The organism is Halomonas sp. 11-S5 (assembly GCF_029889825.1).
In the GTDB taxonomy this organism is placed as follows: domain Bacteria; phylum Pseudomonadota; class Gammaproteobacteria; order Pseudomonadales; family Halomonadaceae; genus Halomonas.
The window spans coordinates 48,015-66,617 of sequence record NZ_JARANW010000014.1 but is presented as its reverse complement, the minus strand read 5'-3'; the positions used below and the strand labels follow the sequence as shown (position 1 = coordinate 66,617).

General features: G+C 67.0%; 18 protein-coding genes. 12 read left to right on the top strand and 6 right to left on the bottom strand.

All coding sequences use genetic code 11. From position 1 onward, the window contains the following. Positions 1 to 3: 3 nt before the first annotated feature. The 7 genes from serC (at position 4) to OP497_RS11080 (ending at position 8,141) form a co-directional block, all read left to right on the top strand. The gene (gene serC, locus OP497_RS11110; RefSeq protein WP_280548352.1) at positions 4 to 1,122 is read left to right on the top strand and encodes a 3-phosphoserine/phosphohydroxythreonine transaminase; all 1,119 of its coding nucleotides are present in this window, start codon (positions 4 to 6) and stop codon (positions 1,120 to 1,122) included. Between the two features lie 3 nt (positions 1,123 to 1,125). Continuing rightward, positions 1,126 to 2,217 (top strand): prephenate dehydratase, encoded by a 1,092-nt coding sequence (gene pheA, locus OP497_RS11105; RefSeq protein WP_280548333.1) that lies wholly within the window; start codon positions 1,126 to 1,128, stop codon positions 2,215 to 2,217. A 15-nt stretch (positions 2,218 to 2,232) separates the two neighbouring features. Beyond that, positions 2,233 to 4,563: a bifunctional prephenate dehydrogenase/3-phosphoshikimate 1-carboxyvinyltransferase gene (locus OP497_RS11100; RefSeq protein WP_280548332.1), complete on the top strand. Its 2,331-nt coding sequence runs from the start codon at positions 2,233 to 2,235 to the stop codon at positions 4,561 to 4,563. Then, entirely contained in the window at positions 4,560 to 5,249 is a 690-nt protein-coding gene (gene cmk / locus OP497_RS11095) for a (d)CMP kinase (protein ID WP_280548330.1), read from the top strand. The genes OP497_RS11100 and cmk overlap by 4 nt, the downstream gene beginning before the upstream one ends. Positions 5,250 to 5,443: 194 nt before the next feature. Beyond that, positions 5,444 to 7,120, top strand: coding sequence for a 30S ribosomal protein S1 (gene rpsA / locus OP497_RS11090; protein ID WP_280548328.1), 1,677 nt, complete (start codon positions 5,444 to 5,446; stop codon positions 7,118 to 7,120). A 297-nt stretch (positions 7,121 to 7,417) separates the two neighbouring features. Continuing rightward, the gene (locus OP497_RS11085; protein ID WP_280548325.1) at positions 7,418 to 7,804 is read left to right on the top strand and encodes a histone-like nucleoid-structuring protein, MvaT/MvaU family; all 387 of its coding nucleotides are present in this window, start codon (positions 7,418 to 7,420) and stop codon (positions 7,802 to 7,804) included. A 49-nt stretch (positions 7,805 to 7,853) separates the two neighbouring features. Next, positions 7,854 to 8,141, top strand: a complete 288-nt coding sequence (locus OP497_RS11080; protein WP_280548323.1) for a hypothetical protein — start codon at positions 7,854 to 7,856, stop codon at positions 8,139 to 8,141. A 47-nt stretch (positions 8,142 to 8,188) separates the two neighbouring features. Here OP497_RS11080 and OP497_RS11075 read toward each other — a convergent pair whose 3' ends face one another. From OP497_RS11075 to OP497_RS11060, 4 genes are read right to left on the bottom strand one after another with little or no spacing between them, the layout of a single operon-like run. Next, entirely contained in the window at positions 8,189 to 9,064 is an 876-nt protein-coding gene (locus OP497_RS11075; protein ID WP_280548321.1) for a DNA replication terminus site-binding protein, read from the bottom strand. Continuing rightward, positions 9,061 to 9,294 (bottom strand): DNA gyrase inhibitor YacG, encoded by a 234-nt coding sequence (gene yacG / locus OP497_RS11070; RefSeq protein ID WP_280548320.1) that lies wholly within the window; start codon positions 9,292 to 9,294, stop codon positions 9,061 to 9,063. The genes OP497_RS11075 and yacG overlap by 4 nt, the downstream gene beginning before the upstream one ends. Positions 9,295 to 9,335: 41 nt before the next feature. Further along, entirely contained in the window at positions 9,336 to 9,950 is a 615-nt protein-coding gene (gene coaE / locus OP497_RS11065) for a dephospho-CoA kinase (protein ID WP_280548318.1), read from the bottom strand. A 42-nt stretch (positions 9,951 to 9,992) separates the two neighbouring features. Next, entirely contained in the window at positions 9,993 to 10,844 is an 852-nt protein-coding gene (locus OP497_RS11060; RefSeq protein ID WP_280548316.1) for an A24 family peptidase, read from the bottom strand. Positions 10,845 to 10,992: 148 nt separating this feature from the next. On the opposite strand from OP497_RS11060, the gene nagZ reads away from it, so the two are divergent. Beyond that, positions 10,993 to 12,006, top strand: a complete 1,014-nt coding sequence (gene nagZ, locus OP497_RS11055; RefSeq protein ID WP_280548314.1) for a beta-N-acetylhexosaminidase — start codon at positions 10,993 to 10,995, stop codon at positions 12,004 to 12,006. A 43-nt stretch (positions 12,007 to 12,049) separates the two neighbouring features. Next, a complete protein-coding gene (locus OP497_RS11050; protein ID WP_280548312.1) occupies positions 12,050 to 12,628 on the top strand; it encodes a hypoxanthine-guanine phosphoribosyltransferase in 579 nt (192 codons plus the stop codon). A gap of 114 nt (positions 12,629 to 12,742) precedes the next feature. Here OP497_RS11050 and OP497_RS11045 read toward each other — a convergent pair whose 3' ends face one another. Together OP497_RS11045 and OP497_RS11040 are read right to left on the bottom strand one after the other, a co-directional pair. Then, on the bottom strand, positions 12,743 to 14,431 hold the full coding sequence (locus OP497_RS11045) for an AMP-binding protein (protein WP_280548310.1): 1,689 nt from the start codon (positions 14,429 to 14,431) through the stop codon (positions 12,743 to 12,745). A gap of 96 nt (positions 14,432 to 14,527) precedes the next feature. Beyond that, complete coding sequence (locus OP497_RS11040; protein ID WP_280548308.1) at positions 14,528 to 14,971, bottom strand: MerR family DNA-binding transcriptional regulator; 444 nt, start codon at positions 14,969 to 14,971, stop codon at positions 14,528 to 14,530. A 263-nt stretch (positions 14,972 to 15,234) separates the two neighbouring features. On the opposite strand from OP497_RS11040, the gene OP497_RS11035 reads away from it, so the two are divergent. The 3 genes from OP497_RS11035 to mmsB are packed head-to-tail and all read left to right on the top strand — an operon-like array spanning position 15,235 to position 18,519. After that, positions 15,235 to 16,401 carry an acyl-CoA dehydrogenase family protein gene (locus OP497_RS11035; protein WP_280548306.1) on the top strand — a complete coding sequence of 389 codons (1,167 nt, stop codon included), beginning with the start codon at positions 15,235 to 15,237 and terminating at the stop codon, positions 16,399 to 16,401. Positions 16,402 to 16,411: 10 nt separating this feature from the next. Continuing rightward, positions 16,412 to 17,566 carry an enoyl-CoA hydratase/isomerase family protein gene (locus tag OP497_RS11030; RefSeq protein WP_280548304.1) on the top strand — a complete coding sequence of 385 codons (1,155 nt, stop codon included), beginning with the start codon at positions 16,412 to 16,414 and terminating at the stop codon, positions 17,564 to 17,566. 50 nt (positions 17,567 to 17,616) lie between these two features. Further along, on the top strand, positions 17,617 to 18,519 hold the full coding sequence (gene mmsB / locus OP497_RS11025; protein ID WP_280548302.1) for a 3-hydroxyisobutyrate dehydrogenase: 903 nt from the start codon (positions 17,617 to 17,619) through the stop codon (positions 18,517 to 18,519). Positions 18,520 to 18,603 lie beyond the last annotated feature (84 nt).

Sequence of the window (18,603 nt, the reverse complement as noted above, 5' to 3'; positions counted from 1 at the left end):
CCCATTCACCGTCACTACAACTTCTGTGCCGGCCCTGCCGCGCTGCCCGCTGCCGTGCTGGAGCGAGCCCGGGACGAACTGCTGGACTACCAGGGCCGCGGCCTCTCGGTAATGGAGATGAGCCATCGCGGCGAGGACTTCGTGGCCATCGCCGAGCAGGCCGAGGCCGATCTGCGCGAGCTGCTGGCCATTCCTGACAACTACCGCGTGCTCTTCACCCAGGGCGGGGCCAGCCTGCAGTTCGCCGCGCTGCCCTACAACCTGCTGGGGGCCGGCGGACGGGCCAACTTCCTGCACACCGGCATCTGGGGCAAGAAGGCGATCAGCGAGGCGCGCCACCTGTTCGGCGATGTCCATGTGGCCGCCAGCAGCGAGGAGAACGGCCACAGTGCCGTGCCGCGCCAGGAGGACACCGTCCTCTCCGCGGACGCCGCCTACCTGCACTACACCGCCAACGAGACCATCGGCGGGCTCGAATTCGACTATATTCCCGGCAGTGAAGGGGGAGGGCCGCGCCGGCCGGATGGCAGCGAGGTACCGCTGGTCTGCGACATGTCCTCGAGCCTGCTCTCCGGCCCGCTCGATGTCTCGAGGTTCGGGGTGATCTATGCCGGTGCCCAGAAGAACATCGGGCCGGCTGGCCTGGTGGTGGTGATCGTGCGCGACGACCTGCTGGACCAGGCCCGTAGTGACATGCCGACGCTGTTCGGCTACAAGGCGCTCGCCGAGGCGGGCTCGATGGTCAACACCCCGGCGACCTACAGCTGGTACCTGGCGGGACTGGTCTTCGACTGGCTGAAAAGCGATATCGGCGGCCTGGCGGCCATGGACGCCATCAATACGCGCAAGGCGGCCAGGCTCTATGCGGCCATCGACGGCAGCGGGCTCTATGCCAACCCGATCACGCTGCGCAACCGCTCGCGGATGAACGTGCCCTTCGTGCTGGCCGACCCGCGCCTGGACCGCCCCTTCCTGGACGAGGCCGAGGCAGCGGGGCTGCTCAACCTCAAGGGGCATCGCAGCGTGGGGGGCATGCGGGCCAGCCTCTACAACGCCGTGCCCGAGGCCGCCGTCGAGGCATTGATCGACTTCATGGCCGATTTCGAGAAACGCAGGGGATAACCCATGACTGAGCCTACCCTCAGCCTCGAGGCGCTCCGCCAGCGCATCGACGCCCTGGACAACGACATCCTGCGCCTGATCAGCGAGCGGGCGGCCTGTGCCCAGCAGGTGGCCGAGATCAAGGCCGAGCATGAGCCCGGCGCGGTCTTCTACCGGCCCGAACGCGAGGCCCAGGTGCTGCGCCGGATCATGGAGCTCAACACGGGCCCCCTGGACAGCGAAGAGATGGCGCGGCTGTTCCGCGAGATCATGTCGGCCTGCCTGGCCCTGGAGCAGCCGGTCAAGGTCGCCTACCTGGGGCCGGAGGGCACTTTCACCCAACAGGCCGCCATCAAGCACTTCGGCGAGAGCGCGATCAGCCTGCCGATGGCCGCCATCGACGAGGTGTTCCGCGAGGTGGAGGCCGGTGCCGTCAACTATGGCGTGGTGCCGGTGGAGAACTCCACCGAGGGGGTGATCAACCACACCCTCGACTCCTTCATGGACTCCGGGCTTCGCATCTGCGGCGAGGTGGTGCTGCGCATCCACCATCACCTGCTGGTGGCCGAGACGACCCGTCGCGACAAGGTCTCGCGGATCTATTCCCACCCCCAGTCCTTCGCCCAGTGCCGCAAGTGGCTCGACGCCCACTTTCCCCAGGCCGAGCGAGTGCCGGTCTCCTCCAATGCCGAGGCGGCGCGCCTGGTCAAGACCGAGTGGCACAGTGCGGCCATCGCCGGTGACATGGCCGCCAAGCTTTATGGGCTCGCCAAGCTGGCCGAGAAGATCGAGGACCGGCCGGACAACTCCACGCGCTTTCTGATCATCGGCAACCAGGACGTGCCCATCTCCGGCGAGGACAAGACCTCACTGGTGGTGGCGATGCGTAACCAGCCGGGGGCCCTGCACGACCTGCTAGAGCCCTTCCATCGCCACCAGATCGACATGACGCGCCTCGAGACCCGCCCGTCGCGCACCGGCGTATGGAACTACGTGTTCTTCATCGACTTCAAGGGGCATCGCGAGGAGCCGCGTGTCGCGGCCATGCTGGAGGAGGTCCAGCTGCACGCCGCCGAGGTGAAGGTGCTGGGCTCCTATCCCGTCGGCGTGCTCTGAGGGATGGCGGGCATCGTGAAGCCGCCGCCCGATGAGCGGCGCATCCTGATCGTCGGCCTGGGGCTGATCGGCGGCTCCCTGGCCGCCGCGCTCCGCGCCGCCGGCTTCGGGGCGGCTAAAGAGAGCGCCGCCGGCTTCGGGGCGGCCAAAGAGAGCGCCGCCGGCTTTCGGGACACCATCCTCGCCTGCGACCCCGATGCGTCCGAGATCGCCCGCGGCATCGAGATGGGCCTGATCGATCGCGGCGACACCGAACTCGAGGCGGTGGTCGAGGGCGCGTCGCTGGTGGTGCTGGCGGTGCCCGTACTGGCCATGGAGTCGGTGATGGCCCAGCTGGCCGGGTTGATCGATCGCGCCGCACCGGATGTCGTCGTCACCGATGTGGGCAGCACCAAGGCGGCGATCCGCGAGGCGGCCGTGGCCGCCTTCGGTCGCATGCCGGCCAACCTGGTGCTCGGCCACCCCATCGCCGGCTCGGAGAAGAGCGGGGTCGCCGCCGCCGATGCCGAGCTCTATGCGCGCCATAAGGTGATCCTCACCCCCGAATCCGCTACCGATCCGGCCGCGACGGCCAGGGTGCGCGTGCTCTGGGAAGCCACCGGGGCCGAGGTGCTGGAGATGAACGTGGCCCGCCACGACCAAGTGCTGGCGCGGACCAGTCACCTGCCGCACCTGCTGGCCTTCTCGCTGGTGGACACCCTGGCCCGCCAGGACGAGCGCCTGGAGATCTTTCGCTATGCCGCCGGCGGGTTTCGCGACTTCACTCGCATCGCCGGGAGCGACCCGGTGATGTGGCGCGACATCTTCATCGCCAACCGCGATGCCGTGCTCGCCTCGCTGGACGACTTCGAGGTCGGCGTGGCTCGGCTGCGGTGCGCGGTGGAGCGCGGTGACGGTGATGCCATGCTGGCCACCTTCGACCGGGCCAGTCACGCCCGACACTATTTCGAATCCCTGCTCAACCAAACCAGTTATCAGGCGGAGTACCAGATGCAACAACACGGTAAGCTGCGCTACCGGGTCAGCCCCGGCGGTGGCGTCACCGGGCGGATCCGCGTGCCCGGCGACAAGTCGATCTCCCACCGTTCCATCATGCTCGGGGCGCTGGCCGAGGGCGTCACCGAGGTGAAGGGCTTCCTCGAGGGCGAGGACAGCCTGGCCACCCTGCAGGCCTTCCGCGAGATGGGCGTGGCCATCGAGGGGCCTCACCAGGGGCGGGTCACCGTCCATGGCGTCGGCATGCACGGTCTCAAACCGCCCTCCGGGCCGCTCTATGTGGGCAATGCCGGCACCGCCATGCGCCTGTTCGCCGGGCTGCTGGCCGGCCAGGCCTTCGATACCGAGCTGACCGGCGATGTCTCGCTGACCAAGCGGCCCATGGGGCGGGTGGCCGATCCCTTGCGAGCGATGGGCGCCGAGATCGATACCGCCGAGGGCGGGCGTCCGCCGCTGCAACTCCACGGTGGCAAGGCGCTCAAGGGCATTACCTACGACATGCCCATGGCCAGCGCGCAGGTGAAGTCCTGCCTGCTGCTCGCCGGCCTCTACGCCGAGGGCGAGACCCGCGTGCGCGAGCCGGCGCCGACCCGTGACCACACCGAGCGCATGCTCCAGGGCTTCGGCTACGAGGTGCACCGCGAGGGCGACACCTGCTGGCTCCGGGGCGGCGGCAGGCTAACCGCGGCCCCCATCGACGTGCCCAGCGACATCTCGTCGGCGACCTTCTTTCTGGTGGCGGCGGCGATCACGCCTGGCGCCGACCTGGTACTTGAGCACGTCGGCATCAACCCGACCCGCATCGGCGTGATCAACATCCTCCAGCTGATGGGCGCCGACCTGCGCCTGGAGAACGAGCACGAGGTGGGCGGCGAGCCGGTGGCCGACCTGCATATCCGTTATGCCCCGCTGAAGGGCATCGAGATTCCCGTGGCGCAGGTGCCGCTGGCCATCGACGAGTTCCCGGCGCTGTTCATCGCCGCGGCCAATGCCGAGGGCACGACCCGGCTTCGGGGTGCCGAGGAGCTGCGCGTCAAGGAGTCCGATCGGCTGCAGGCCATGGCGAACGGCCTGGCCGTCCTCGGCGTCGAGCATGTGCTGCTCGAGGATGGCATCGACATCGTCGGCCGTCATGAAGGAGAGGGCGGCGAGGGGGCCAGCTACGGCGGCGGCCGCATCGACAGCCTGGGGGATCATCGCATCGCCATGGCCTTCACCATCGCCGCGCTGCGAGCAAGCGAGGAGATCGTCATCGACGACTGTGCCAACGTGGCCACCTCCTTCCCCGGCTTCATCGACCTGGCGCGCCGGGTCGGGCTGACCCTCGAGGAACAGCAGGAGGCGTCATGAGTGATCCGGCACCGGTACTGACCATCGATGGCCCGGGCGGGGCAGGCAAGGGCACCATCAGCCGCCTGGTTGCTGAACGCCTGGGCTGGCGCCTGCTGGACAGCGGGGCGCTGTATCGCCTGACCGCGCTGGCTGCGGTGAAGCACGAGGTGCCCCTGGATGACGAGGCCAGCTTGGCCGAAGTGGCGCGCGACCTCGACGTGGTGTTCCTCGCCGACAATGATGCCACTACCGTGCTGCTGGAGGGGCAGGACGCCACGACCACGATCCGCACCGAGCAGGTGGGCGATGCCGCCTCGCGGGTCGCCGCGCAACCCGCGGTGCGCGAGGCGCTGCTGCAGCGTCAGCGCGACTTCCGGCAGGCCCCGGGCCTGGTGGCCGACGGCCGCGACATGGGGTCCGTGGTGTTCACCGATGCGCCGCTGAAGATCTTCCTCACCGCCTCGGCCTCCGAACGGGCGAGACGGCGCCACCTCCAGTTGCGGGAGGCCGGGGTGGATGCTAGTCTATCGAGTCTTCTGAAGGAGATTCAGGCGCGCGATGCTCGCGACATGCAGCGCAGCGTGGCCCCGCTCAAGCCGGCCATCGATGCCATCACGCTTGACACCACGCGCCTGACGATACCGGAAGTGGTGGATCGGCTGACGGAGCTGCTGACCGAACGCGGTCTGGCATCCGCCACCTGAACTCCCTTGCGGCGCCTCCGGCAGGATGTGATGACGTGGTCCGGCACTTCTTGGTTTGATAAAGCAGCGCCGTGAGCTGGGCCAGGTCGAACCAGCGCTAACATCCCCGGGGGTTTGGTAAATAAGGCCCGCACTCGCTGGTGGTGCGGAGAAGGCGGCAACGCCGTACTCAACGTTGATCACGTAGGAACATCATGAGCGAAAGCTTTGCTGAACTGTTTGAACAGTCTCTCCAAGACATCAACATGGAGCCGGGCGCCATCGTCGCGGCTACCATCGTCGACATCGACGGCGACTGGGTCACCGTCAATGCCGGACTGAAGTCAGAAGGTCAGATCCCCGCGGCTCAGTTCCGCGACGAGAATGGCGAGCTGAACATCGCCATCGGTGATGAGGTGCACGTCGCCCTGGAAGCCGTCGAGGACGGGTTCGGCGAGACACGCCTGTCCCGCGAGAAGGCCAAGCGCGCCGAAGCGTGGAAAGTGCTGGAAGCCGCCTTCGAGAAGGAAGAGATCGTCAAGGGCGTGATCAACGGCAAGGTCAAGGGTGGCTTCACCGTCGACGTCGACTCCATCCGTGCCTTCCTGCCGGGTTCCCTGGTGGATGTCCGCCCCGTGCGCGACACCACCCACCTCGAGAACAAGGAACTCGACTTCAAGGTCATCAAGCTCGACGCCAAGCGCAACAACGTGGTTGTGTCCCGTCGCGCCGTGCTCGAGGCCGAGAACAGCGCCGAGCGTGAAGCCCTCCTGGCGACCCTGCAGGAAGGCCAGCAGATCATCGGTATCGTCAAGAACCTCACCGACTACGGTGCCTTCGTCGACCTGGGTGGCGTCGATGGCCTGCTGCACATCACCGACATGGCCTGGAAGCGCATCAAGCATCCCAGCGAGATCGTGGCCGTGGGTGACGAGATCACTGTCAAGGTGCTCAAGTTCGACCGCGAGCGCAACCGGGTCTCCTTGGGCCTGAAGCAGCTGGGCGAGGATCCGTGGGTCAACATCAAGGATCGTTACCCGGAAGGTACCAAGGTCCACGCTACCGTGACCAACCTCACCGACTACGGCTGCTTTGCCGAGCTGGAAGAGGGCGTCGAGGGCCTGGTCCACGTCTCCGAAATGGACTGGACCAACAAGAACATCCATCCGTCCAAGGTCGTGCAGGTCGGCGACGATGTGGACGTCATGGTGCTGGACATCGACGAGGAGCGTCGTCGTATCTCCCTGGGTATCAAGCAGTGCACCACCAATCCCTGGGAAGACTTCAACGCGCGCTACAACAAGGGTGACCGCGTCACCGGCACCATCAAGTCGATCACCGACTTCGGCATCTTCATCGGCCTGGAAGGCGGTATCGACGGCCTGGTGCACCTGTCCGACATCTCCTGGACCGACACCGGCGAGGAAGCCGTTCGCCAGTTCAAGAAGGGCGACGAGGCGGAAGCTGTCATCCTCTCCATCGATCCGGAGCGTGAGCGCATCTCACTGGGCATCAAGCAGCTCGATACCGATCCGGTGTCCGAGTTCCTGGCCGTCAACGACAAGGGCACCATCGTCACCGGCCGCGTGGTCGAGGTCGATGCCAAGGAAGCCCAGGTCGAGCTGGCCACCGATGTCGTCGCCGTGCTGAAGGCCTCCGAGATCAGCGCCGACCGCGTCGAGGATGCCCGCAACGTGCTGAACGAGGGCGACAGCGTCGAGGCCCGCATCATCGGTGTCGATCGCAAGAACCGCCAGATCGCCCTGTCCATCAAGGCCAAGGACCAGGACGACACTCGCCAGAACCTCAAGAAGCTGCGTGAGGATTCTCCCGAGAGTAGTGGTGCAACTACCATCGGGGATCTCATCAAGCAGCAGATGGGTCAGGACTGATAGCGGCAGGGGCTCCGGTCCCTTATCGCTTGGCTTGGCAAGACAAGGCGCCGCCCCTCGGGCGGCGCCTTTGTCATGGGCCGATGTTTTTCATGGCTCGAGACAAGTCTCGGCGAATGAATTGATATTGTTGAGTGCCCCACTGGTTTTTCGGGACGAGTTATTTGCAACGTGTGCCGCTAAACCTCACGGGTGTTGTTTGCCGAACTTCGGATCCATGTTCATACTGTTGCCAAGGAAGTTTTAAAAGGCAATAATGCCGCTGCATCCTGTCATCCCCGAGAAGGAACTATTTATATGTCATCACTGCTCAGCAACTACATGCAGATGGAGCAGCAGCTCAAGCAGCTCCAGTCAGATATGGACAAGCTGCAGAACGACGACCGCCTCAAGGCCGAACTCGAGTTCAAGGAAAAGCTCGAAGCGCTGATGCGCGAGTTCGACAAGAGTGCCGCCGACGTCATCGCCCTGCTCGATCCGACGCCGGCCGCGGTGTCTCGAAGCAGTGCCGCCGCCCCGGCGACCGGCGGTGTCCGCCGCAAGCGCAAGTTGAAGATCTACAAGAACCCCAATACCGGGGAAGTCGTGGAAACCCGCGGCGGCAACCAGAAGACCCTCAAGGCCTGGAAGGATGAGCACGGCTCCGATACCGTCGAGTCCTGGCTGGTGCGTGTCGAGGAGTGAGTCTCGACACCAATGGAATCGAATGAAACCACACAGTCCCCGACAGCCCATGGACGAACGAGAGAAGTTGCGCAAGTTCCGCGAACTCGATGAAGCCTTCGCCGATGCACTGCGCGAACTCGAGCGTCCCGACAGCGAACTCGATATTCCCACCGGGCCGCCGGTCCGTTCACTGGCGCGCGTGGAACAGGAGGCCGGAGCCGAGCCGCAGGACGAGCAGGCCCTCCAGCGCGCCTTCGAACAGCGCCTCAAGGACCTGATGGCCGAGTACGCCCAGCCGGCCGCGAGTGTCAGCCGCCTACTGCGGACCCTCAGGTCCCTCGAGCGGATCGCCTGACTCCCCGCCTGCCCTGTACCCTCGGCGTCCGCCACCGGTAGCGCCCGTCATCTGTATCGATAGGCGCGCAGGCTCGGCAGGAAGGCCGTGTCCTCCAGCCGTTCGTCGCGGCGCCGAGCCCGGGTGCGGGTGGCCGGCGGGTGAGAAGGGGGCAAGTTGTGATCGGGCAGTCGGCCGTCGGGGCTGGGCACGAACAACGGCAGGGCGATGTTCATGGCGCGCCGGCTCCGGCCATCCTCGAGCGGTTCGCGATAGAAGAGGTTGGCGCGCATCAGCGGGGCCTGGTTCTGCACCTGGGCCAGCGGCTCGCCATCGGGGATGCCGGCCAGGCGGCGCAGCTGGATGCGCACGTGGGGGGCCTCGCTGTCCAGGGCCCGCAGCTTCTGCTCGGCTTCGCGCACCGTCAGCCGCTTGATCGAGCGCCCGCTGGCATACCAGGCCAGCCGTACGCGGGCCACAGGGGCTTCGGCCAGGGGGATCGCCCGCCAGCACTGCTTGAGGTGCAGCCTGGCGAGCCCCGTGCCGCGCAGGTGGTCATGCAGTGCAGGATGCCGGAAGGGCAGCACTGCCTTGATCTCCGGGATCAGCGTCGGGACTTCGCTGCGGATCTCCGCCAGCAGCGCGGCGAAGGCCTTCTTGGTGGCATTCACCCGGGCGACCGCCTCCATCACCGTCTCGTCGGCGGCCACCAGGCCCACATGGCTGCGGGTCGCGCGGCCGTCCTGGCCATCCTGGTACCAGACGTCGAGCAGCGCATGGCGCAGCCAGGCGGCATCGGCCGAGTCGTGCGCGAAGGACCAGGCCGCGGCGCCCGAGGCCTGCCAGGTCGCCACCAGGGCGTCGCTCTCTTCTAACAGATGATCGAAGAGGGCCTCCAACTCGGCCAGCAGGCGGTATTCCGGGCGCTGCCCCTCGCCGCTCACGACGGTTCGCCGTCCCGGTCCGCGCGCGCCAGCAGGGCGTCGAGGTCGGTCTCGTCCATGGCGGGTTCGCCGGCGATGCGATGGGACTCGTCGGCCCAGGCGCCCAGGTCGAGCAGGCGGCAGCGCTTGCTGCAGAAGGGGCGGTAGGGGTTGGCCTCGTGCCACAGCACCTTCTTGCGGCACTGCGGGCAGGCGACTTCCAGGGGGCGCGTGGTGTCTTGCGAGTTCATGGGATGTCGTCTTCGGCAGGGTGTCGGGGAAGGATGACGAATCAGGGCCCGGGAGGCAAACCGACGGCGGCTCGATACTGACGGTCGAGTTCTGTCACCTGCGCGTCCAGGCCTGCCGCGTCGGCGGAGTTGTCGATCACGTCATCGGCGCGCGCCAGGCGCTCCTCCCGTGACATCTGGGCCGCGATGATGGCCCGGGCCTGGGCCTCGTCCACCCCGTCGCGCGCCGCCGTGCGCGCAATCTGGGTCTCCTTGGGGACATCGATGACCAGGCAGCGGTCGACCATTGCGTCCTGGCCGGACTCGAACAGCAGCGGGGAGACCAGCAGCACATAGGGAGCCCCCTGGGCCTGGAGCCGCTCGAGGTAAGCCTCCAGGCGCCGGTGTATCCGCGGGTGGGTGATCCGCTCCAGCTGCCGCCGTGCCTCGGCATCGGCGAAGACGATCTCGCGCAGTGCCCGCCTGTCCAGGCCGCCGTCGGACGCAAGGACCTCGCGCCCGAAGTGCTCGGCGATCTCGGCGAGGGCCGGCTCCCCCGGGGCCACGATCTCCCGGGCGACCTCGTCGGCATCCACCCAGGGGATGCCCCGCGCGGCGAAGGCCCGCGCCACCGTGGACTTGCCCGAGGCGATGCCGCCCGTCACGCCGATGATCATCCTCGTCTCCCTCGTTGGTGCATGGTTCGCGTCATGGTGATCTCAATACAGCAGTCCGGTATAGAGCGCCATCAGCGGCTCGCCGGCCAGCAGGGCGATCCAGCCGGCCATCACCAGCCAGGGACCGAAGGGCAGCGGGGCACCGCGCAGGCGGGGGATGGCCAGCTGGATGAGGATGCCCACCACCGCCCCCGCCCCGGCGGAGAGGATCAGCACCAGCGGCAGGTATTGCCAGCCCAGCCAGGCGCCCAGGGCGGCCAGCAGCTTGAAGTCGCCGTAGCCCATGCCCTCCTTGCCGGTGACCAGCTTGAACAGCCAGTAGAAGCTCCACAGCACGAGGTAGCCGGCCATGGCACCGATGACGGCCGAGGGCAGCAGCAACGGCTGGAAGAGCAGCTGGTAGAGCAGCCCTGTCCACAGCAGGGGCAGGGTGAGCAGGTCCGGGAGCAGCTGGGTGCGCAGGTCGATCACCGCCATGGCCAGCAGGGCCAGGCAGGCGCCGAGGATGAACAGCGCCTCCAGGGTCGGCCCGAAGAGCGCCAGCACCGCCACGGCCAGCACGCCTCCGGCGAACTCCACCAGGGGGTACTGGGGACTGATGCGCGTCTGGCAGCTGGCACAGCGCCCGCGGCGCTTGAACCAGCCCAGCAGCGGGATGTTGTCGTGCCAGGCGATGGGGGCCTCGCAGCGCGGGCACAGCGAGCGGGGGGTCACCAGGTTGAAGGGCGGTGCCTCTTCCGGTTCCAGTTCCAGGGCCTCGCGGGCCTCGGCGCGCCAGCCGCGCATCAGCATTACCGGCAGTCGGGTGATCACCACATTGAGGAAGCTGCCCAGGCACAGACCCAGGACGACTGCCAGGGGACAGAGCAGGAAGGGGGGGAGGTCGGCGAGCAAGGGGTGACTCCTGTCCAGTCGGTTCCGGTCCTCTATTGTATCGGGGGATGGCGTCGATTGCCTGGATACTGGCGTGTCGCTCGCGGGCTGTCCTGCGCTGCGGCTTTGGTCTAGAATCGGTTGCCTTTCATCTTCCAGGGGCACGCTCATGACCCAGATGCTCGGACCGGTGATGCTGGATCTGGAGGGCCTCAGTCTGACCCCCGAGGAGCAGGAACTGCTGGTGCGTCCCGAGGTCGGGGGCGTGATCCTGTTCGCCCGCAATATCGCCTCGGCCGACCAGGTCCGCACCCTGTGCAATGAGGTTCGTCGCATACGCCCCGACCTGCTGCTGGCGGTCGACCAGGAAGGGGGGCGGGTCCAGCGACTGCGCGAGGGCGTCACCCGCCTGCCGGCCATGGGCCGCCTGGGGCGTGACTTCGCCCTGCAGCCCGAGGTGACGGTGCGTCTCTGCCAGGATGCCGGCTGGCTGCTGGGCATGGAGCTGGCGGCCTGCGGCCTCGACCTCTCCTTCGCGCCGGTGCTGGATGTGGACGGGGGCAGTTCCAGCGTGATCGGCGATCGCAGCTTTTCCGCGGACCCCCGGGCGGTGGCCCGCCTCGGGCGTGCCTTCCTCGATGGCCTGCACGAGGCGGGCATGGTGGCCGTGGGCAAGCACTTTCCGGGCCATGGTGGCGTGGCGGCCGACTCCCATCATGAGCTGCCGGTGGATGGGCGCCCCCTGGAGGCGCTGCGCCGCCACGACCTCCTGCCCTTCGCCGAGCTGGCGTCCCGGCTCGATGCGGTGATGCCCGCGCATGTCGTCTATTCCGACTTCGACCCGCGTCCGGCGGGCTTCTCCCCGGCCTGGCTGGGCATGCTGCGCCAGAGCCTGGGTTTCAAGGGCGTGATCTTCTCCGACGACCTGAGCATGGCCGGTGCGGCCGCCGCCGGCACGCCCGCGGAGCGGGCCCGGCTGGCGCTGGCCGCGGGGTGCGACATGCTGCTGGTCTGCAACGACCGCAGCGCGGCCCGCGAGGTGCTGGACGCCTGCCAGGGTCGCCAGGTGCGTCGCGCCACGCGGCTGCGCTACGCCAGGGCGCGTCCCGACCTCAAGGCGCTGGGGGCCCTGTCGCGCTGGCGTCGCGTCCATGCGCGGCTCGAGGCAATGGCCGCCGGCTGAACCGACCTTCCTTCCTCCGATTCCCATCAAGAGCCGACCGACGATGTCCCGACTCGATGCCGATTCCCTGCCGTCCCTGACCGATATGCGCGATGTCATGGACAATGCCGACTGCCTGATCTCCCAGCCCGAGGTCGAGCGTGCGCTGGACCGCATGGCCGACGAGATCACCCGCGACCTGGGGGATCGCCTGCCGGTCTTCTACTGCGTGATGAACGGCGGGCTGATCACCACCGGGCACCTGCTGACCCGGCTCGGGTTCCCGCTGGAGGTCGACTACCTCCATGCCACCCGCTATCGGGGGGGCCTGCGGGGTGGCGAGCTGTTCTGGCGGGTCTCCCCGGAGGTGCCCATGGCCGGTCGTCACGTGGTGATCGTCGATGATATCCTCGACGAGGGCGCCACCCTGGCCGCGATTCTCGACTACTGCCGGCAGGCGGGGGCGGCAAGCATCTCCACCGCGGTGCTGGTCGACAAGCAGCACGACCGCAAGGCGGTGCCCGGCCTCAGGGCCGACTACTGCAGCCTGGAAGTCGCCGACCGCTATGTCTTCGGTTTCGGCATGGACTACAAGGGCTACTGGCGCAATGCCCCGGGCATCTACGCGCCCAGGGGGCTCTGAGCGCCAAGCCGCCAAGCCGCCAAGCCATAAGAAAACCCCGCGGGCCTTTGGGGCTGCGGGGTGTTCTCTTCCAGCTTCAAGCTTACGGCTTACAGCTCCCGGGCGCAGCCCGGGTCACAGCCCCAGCTCGTGGGTGGCTTCCTCGCGCATCTTGAACTTCTGGATCTTGCCGGTGACGGTCATCGGGAAGTCGTCGACGAACTTCACGTAGCGCGGGACCTTGTAGTGGGCGATCTGGCCCTTGCAGAAGGCCTTGAGTTCCTCCTCGCTGAGCGACTCGCCCTCGGTCAGCTTGATCCAGGCCATCACCTCCTCGCCGTACTTCTCGTCGGGGACGCCGATCACCTGCACGTCCGAGATGGCCGGGTGGGTGTAGAGGAAGTCTTCGACCTCGCGCGGATAGATGTTCTCGCCGCCGCGAATGATCATGTCCTTGATGCGCCCGACGATCGCCACATAGCCCTCGTCATCCATGGTGGCGAGGTCGCCGGTGTGCATCCAGCCGGCCTCGTCGATGGCCTTGTCGGTCGCCTCCGGGTTATTCCAGTAGCCGAGCATCACGCTGTAGCCGCGGGTGCACAGCTCGCCGGTCTCGCCGCGGGGCACTGCGGCGCCGGTATCGGGGCTGACCAGCTTGACCTCCAGGTGGGGATGGATGGTGCCCACCGTGGTGACGCGTTTTTCCAGCGGGGCGTCGGTCTGGGTCTGGATGCTCACCGGGCTGGTCTCGGTCATGCCGTAGCTGATGGTGACGTCCTGCATGTTCATGCGGTCGATGACATTGCGCATCACCTCGATGGGGCAGATGGAGCCGGCCATGATGCCGGTGCGGAGGCTGGAGAGATCAAAGCTCTCGAACTCCGGATGCTCCAGCTCGGCGATGAACATGGTCGGCACCCCGTAGAGCGTGGTGGCCTTCTCCTCGGAGACGGCGCGCAGCGTCTGCTCGGGGTCGAAGCCGTCGCCCGGGTAGATCATGGTAGCGCCGTGGGTCACGCAGCCCAGGTTGCCCATCACCATGCCGAAGCAGTGGTAGAGCGGGACCGGGATCACCATGCGGTCGGCTTCGCTGAGGTCTATGGTGCGGCCCACGAAGAAGCCATTGTTGAGGATGTTGTGGTGGGAGAGGGTGGCCCCCTTGGGTGCCCCCGTGGTCCCCGAGGTGTACTGGATGTTGATCGGGTCGTCGAACTGCAGGCTGGCCTGGACATCGGCCAGGTGCTCGGCGGAGACCTCGTCGGCATGGGCCAGCATCTGCGGCCAGGTCAGCATGCCGGTCAGGGCGCGGTCGGCATCGAGGCAGATTACCCGCTTGAGCTCGGGCAGGCGCTGGCAGGAGAAGGTGCCCGGGGCGCCGTCACGCAGCTCCGGGGCCAGCTCGGCCAGGGTGGCAACATAGTCGGAGGCCTTGAAGGCGCCCTGCAGGATCAGTGTCGAAGCGCCCGACTGCTTGAGGGCGTATTCGAGCTCATGGGTGCGATAGCTGGGATTGATGTTGACCAGGATGGCGCCGATCTTCGCCGTGGCAAACTGGGTGATGGTCCATTCGGCACAGTTGGGCGACCAGATGGCGACCCGGTCACCCTTGTCCACTCCCAGGGCGAGCAGGGCGCGAGCCGCCTCGTCCACGGCCTGCTGAAGTGCCTTCCAGCTGTAACGCAGCCCCTGGTGGCGGCTGATCAGGGCGTCGCGCTCGGCGAAGCGTGACACGGTGTCGTCGAAACAGTCACCGATGGTCTGGCCCTTGAGGGGAGTATCACTGATGCCGCTGACGTAGCTGATCGATTGATGTTGGCGTGTCATGGTGTTTCTCGTCTTGTTGTTGCCTGTGGCGGTGTGCGTGAAACGGGTGATGATGTCGTGGTTCGCTTAGGCGGCGCCGGGTCGCCTGTTCGATGCTCAGGCCTCGTGGCCGAGGCCGCGCAGCACCTCCCGGGCACGGTGGTCCACGTCGTCGAGCTCCATGCGCATCAGTCGGATGTCCTCCAGCTGCCGCTCGAGGTTGGCGCGCTTGTCGGCCAGTATCTCCAGCAGTCGCCACAGTTGGCGCGCGTTGCCGTCGGGCATGGCGTCGTACATCATCACCACTTCGCGGATCTCGGCCAGCGAGAATCCCAACCGCTTGCCGCGTAGGGTGAGCTTCAGGCGCACCCGGTCCTTCTCGCGGTAGATACGCTTCTGTCCCTCGCGGCGGGGCGCCAGCAGCCCCTCCTGCTCGTAGAAGCGGATGGTGCGTGGCGTGACCTCGAACATCCTCGCCAGCTCGCCGATGCTGTAGTGTCTGTGCTGGCGGGGCAGGGCTTCCTGGCTGGCCTCATGGGCCGGGGCAGTTGACTGTGTCATGACGTCGATCCTGTGGCCGGGTGGTGAACCGGCGGTTTCCCACCTCGTCTGGCAACACTAGACGAGGTTTACGTTAACGTAAAGTGCTTGTTCGACCATGGGGTGATATGGGATAAACCTAGCAAGTGCTAGGTTGGTGTCCAGCCGTACGGGCGAGACGGTGATGCTGCCGGGGTGTCCTCGAGAACTGCCCGGGGCTGCAGCGGCCCGGACAACAACCACAAAGACGTCACCCATCCATTGCTGAACGAGAGGGATTCCCCATGGACTTCTCCCTGACCGATGATCAGAAGGCGCTGACTGCGGCCGCCGCTGATTTCTCCCGGGCCGAACTGGCCGACCACGCCGCACGTTGGGATGCCGAGTCACATTTCCCGGTGGACGTGATTCGTCGCGCCGGCGAGGCCGGTTTCCTGGGGATCTATATCCCCGAGGAGCGGGGAGGTCTCGGGCTTTCCCGCCTGGATGCCTCGCTGATCTTCGAGCAGCTCTCTCAAGGCTGCATCTCCACGACCGCCTATCTTACCATCCACAACATGGTGGCCTGGATGGTCGCCAGTTGGGGCGACGATACGCTGCGCGAGACCTGGGTGGATCGCCTGGTCAGCGGGGAATGCCTGGGCTGCTACTGCCTCACCGAGCCCGGTGCCGGCTCCGATGCCGCCAGTCTTCGCACCCGGGCGGTGCGTGACGGTGATGACTATGTGATCAGCGGTTCCAAGATGTTTATCTCCGGTGCCGGCGCCAACGACGTGCTGGTGGTGATGGCCCGCACCGGCGCACCCGACAGCGGAGCAGCCGGCATTTCGGCAATCCTGGTGCCGGCCGATGCCGCGGGCATCGAGTATGGCAAGAACGAGGAGAAGATGGGCTGGAAGAGCCAGCCGACGCGCCTGGTCAGCTTCGACGGGGTGAAGGTACCGGTTACCAACCGGCTGGGTGCTGAGGGCGAGGGCTTCAAGTTGGCCATGAAGGGGCTGGACGGTGGACGCCTGAACATTGCCAGCTGCTCCCTGGGGGCGGCCCAGCAGGCATTGACCCTGGCCCGTGACTACATGAGTGATCGCAAGCAGTTCGGCCGCGAGCTCTCGAGCTTCCAGGCGCTGCAGTTCAAGCTCGCCGACATGGCCAGCGAGTTGACCGCTGCGCGGCTGATGGTGCGTCATGCCGCCTGGCGGCTAGACCAGGGCGATCCCGAGGCTACGGCCCACTGCGCCATGGCCAAGCGCTTCGCCACCGACATGGGCTTCACGGTCTGCAACGAGGCATTGCAGATCCATGGAGGGTACGGTTACCTCAGGGAATTTCCCCTGGAGCGCATGGTGCGTGATACCCGGGTGCATCAGATCCTCGAGGGCACCAACGAGATCATGCGCCTGATCGTCGCCCGTCGCCTGCTGGCCGACGGCGTCATCGAATCGTTGCAATAGGAGACCCCAGATGTCGGATCTTGCAGTGCTCTTCGACGAGCTGCCCACCCGCGATGGCGGCCGCATCGGCGTAGCCACCCTCAACGCCGCGAAGTCGCTCAACGCCCTGTCGCTGGAGATGATCCGCCAGCTCGAGGCCAAGCTCGAGGCCTGGGCGGTGGACCGCAACGTGGTGGCGGTGTGGCTCGAGGGCAGTGGCGAAAAGGCCTTCTGTGCCGGTGGTGATGTGGTGGCCCTCTACCGCTCGCTGACCGAGGAGGGCGATAATCGCGGTGCCGGCCGCGACGGTATCTTCGCCGAGACCTACTTCACTACGGAGTATCGCCTCGACTACCGCATCCACACCTACCCCAAGCCGCTGATGGTGTGGGGCGACGGCATCGTCATGGGCGGTGGCCTGGGGCTGATGGCCGGCGGCTTCCAGCGCCTGGCCAGTGAGACCACGCGCATCGCCATGCCGGAGATCACCATCGGCCTCTATCCCGACATCGGTGCCAGCTGGTTCCTGGGCCGCATGCCCCCCGGGGTGGGGGCCTACCTGGGCCTGACCGGGGCCCAGCTCAATGCCCGTGACGCCCTGGACCTGGGGCTGGCCGACCGCTTCATCCCGCGCGAGCGCCGCGAGGCGCTGCTCGGCGCCCTGGAAGAGGCCGACTACAGCGATCGCAGCCTGCCGGCGCTGCGTGCCGGGGTGCAGGCGGTGCTCGATGACCACGAGGACCGCCGCACCGTGCCGGCCGGCCAGGTGTGGCCGCATCTCGACCATATCCAGGCGCTGGTGGGCCGGGTGGATGCCGCCACGGCCGTCAAGCGTATCCTGCGCGACACCACCGACGACGGCTGGCTCGCCGCCAACCGCGCGCGTCTCGAGGCCGGCTGCCCGATGAGTGCCCAGCTAGTGTGGCGCATGATCGAGCGTCACGCCCACACCAGCCTCGCCGACGCTTTCCGTGACGAACTCGGCCTGTCGGTGCAGTGTTGTCGCCAGGGGGACTTCGTGGAGGGGGTGCGAGCGCTGCTGGTCGACAAGGACAAGGCGCCACGCTGGCAGCATGCCAGCGTCGCTGGGGTGGCCCAGGCCGATATCCAGGCCCTGATGACCCCGCTCTGGTCCAGCGAGTCACATCCTCTGCGCGACCTCGGCGTCGGTCATCGGATCGGATGAGGAACGCAAGTCGTCTCTGAATAACTCACGATGCAACAGGAGTCATGCCAATGAATATCGCCTTTATCGGCCTTGGCAACATGGGCGCGCCCATGGCCACCAACCTGGTCAAGGCCGGCCATGACGTCACCGTCTTCGACCTGGTCGAAAGCGCCATCCAGTCACTGGAAGCCGAGGGCGCGCGGCGCGGCGCCAGCGCCGAGGCGGCCGCCACCGGTGCCGACGTGGTCGTCTCCATGCTGCCGGCCGGGGCGCACGTCAAGGGGCTCTATCTAGGCCGCGACGGCGCGCCGGGGCTACTCGATGCCCTCGACGGCAAGCCGCTGCTCGTCGACTCCTCGACCATCGCGCCGGACGATGCCCGCCTGGTGGGGGCCGCCGCCGCCGAACGCGGCTTCACCTATCTGGATGCCCCGGTCTCCGGCGGAGTGGGCGGTGCCAAGGCCGGCAGCCTGACCTTCATCGTCGGCGGCGAGGCGGTCGGTTTCGACCAGGCGAAGCCGCTGCTCGAGGCCATGGGCAAGAACATCTTCCACGCCGGCGAGGCGGGCGCCGGCCAGGTGGCCAAGATCTGCAACAACATGCTGCTGGGCATCCTGATGTCGGGCACCGCCGAGGCCCTGGCGCTGGGCGTGAAGAACGGCATGGACCCGGCCGTGCTCTCCGAGATCATGAAGCAGAGCAGCGGCGGCAACTGGGCGCTCAACGGCTACAACCCCTGGCCCGGGGTGATGGAGGGCGCCGCCGCCTCCCGGGACTACCAGGGCGGCTTCCTGACCGACCTGATGGCCAAGGATCTGGGGCTGGCCTGGGAGCTGGCGCTGGGCTCGAAGTCCACCGTGCCGATGGGCTCCCAGGCTCGCAATCTCTTCGCGCTGCATAGCGCCCAGGGCAGCGGCCAGCTCGACTTCTCCAGCATCCAGACGCTGTACCGGGCGGGCGAGGATACGTAAGTACCGAGCGGCCAAGCGGCCAAGCGGCCAAGAAAAACCTCCAGCAGATTACTCTGCTGGAGGTTGTCCTTTATACGTCGAGAC

What these genes read in the sequence shown, in the direction of transcription:
- pheA (WP_280548333.1), top strand. Translation starts at nt 1,126, where the DNA reads ATGACTGAGCCTACCCTCAGCCTCGAGGCGCTCCGCCAGCGCATCGAC.
- cmk (WP_280548330.1), top strand. Translation starts at nt 4,560, where the DNA reads ATGAGTGATCCGGCACCGGTACTGACCATCGATGGCCCGGGCGGGGCA.
- rpsA (WP_280548328.1), top strand. Translation starts at nt 5,444, where the DNA reads ATGAGCGAAAGCTTTGCTGAACTGTTTGAACAGTCTCTCCAAGACATC.
- OP497_RS11085 (WP_280548325.1), top strand. Translation starts at nt 7,418, where the DNA reads ATGTCATCACTGCTCAGCAACTACATGCAGATGGAGCAGCAGCTCAAG.
- OP497_RS11080 (WP_280548323.1), top strand. Translation starts at nt 7,854, where the DNA reads ATGGACGAACGAGAGAAGTTGCGCAAGTTCCGCGAACTCGATGAAGCC.
- yacG (WP_280548320.1), bottom strand. Translation starts at nt 9,294, where the DNA reads ATGAACTCGCAAGACACCACGCGCCCCCTGGAAGTCGCCTGCCCGCAG.
- coaE (WP_280548318.1), bottom strand. Translation starts at nt 9,950, where the DNA reads ATGATCATCGGCGTGACGGGCGGCATCGCCTCGGGCAAGTCCACGGTG.
- nagZ (WP_280548314.1), top strand. Translation starts at nt 10,993, where the DNA reads ATGACCCAGATGCTCGGACCGGTGATGCTGGATCTGGAGGGCCTCAGT.
- OP497_RS11050 (WP_280548312.1), top strand. Translation starts at nt 12,050, where the DNA reads ATGTCCCGACTCGATGCCGATTCCCTGCCGTCCCTGACCGATATGCGC.
- OP497_RS11045 (WP_280548310.1), bottom strand. Translation starts at nt 14,431, where the DNA reads ATGACACGCCAACATCAATCGATCAGCTACGTCAGCGGCATCAGTGAT.
- OP497_RS11040 (WP_280548308.1), bottom strand. Translation starts at nt 14,971, where the DNA reads ATGACACAGTCAACTGCCCCGGCCCATGAGGCCAGCCAGGAAGCCCTG.
- OP497_RS11035 (WP_280548306.1), top strand. Translation starts at nt 15,235, where the DNA reads ATGGACTTCTCCCTGACCGATGATCAGAAGGCGCTGACTGCGGCCGCC.
- OP497_RS11030 (WP_280548304.1), top strand. Translation starts at nt 16,412, where the DNA reads ATGTCGGATCTTGCAGTGCTCTTCGACGAGCTGCCCACCCGCGATGGC.
- mmsB (WP_280548302.1), top strand. Translation starts at nt 17,617, where the DNA reads ATGAATATCGCCTTTATCGGCCTTGGCAACATGGGCGCGCCCATGGCC.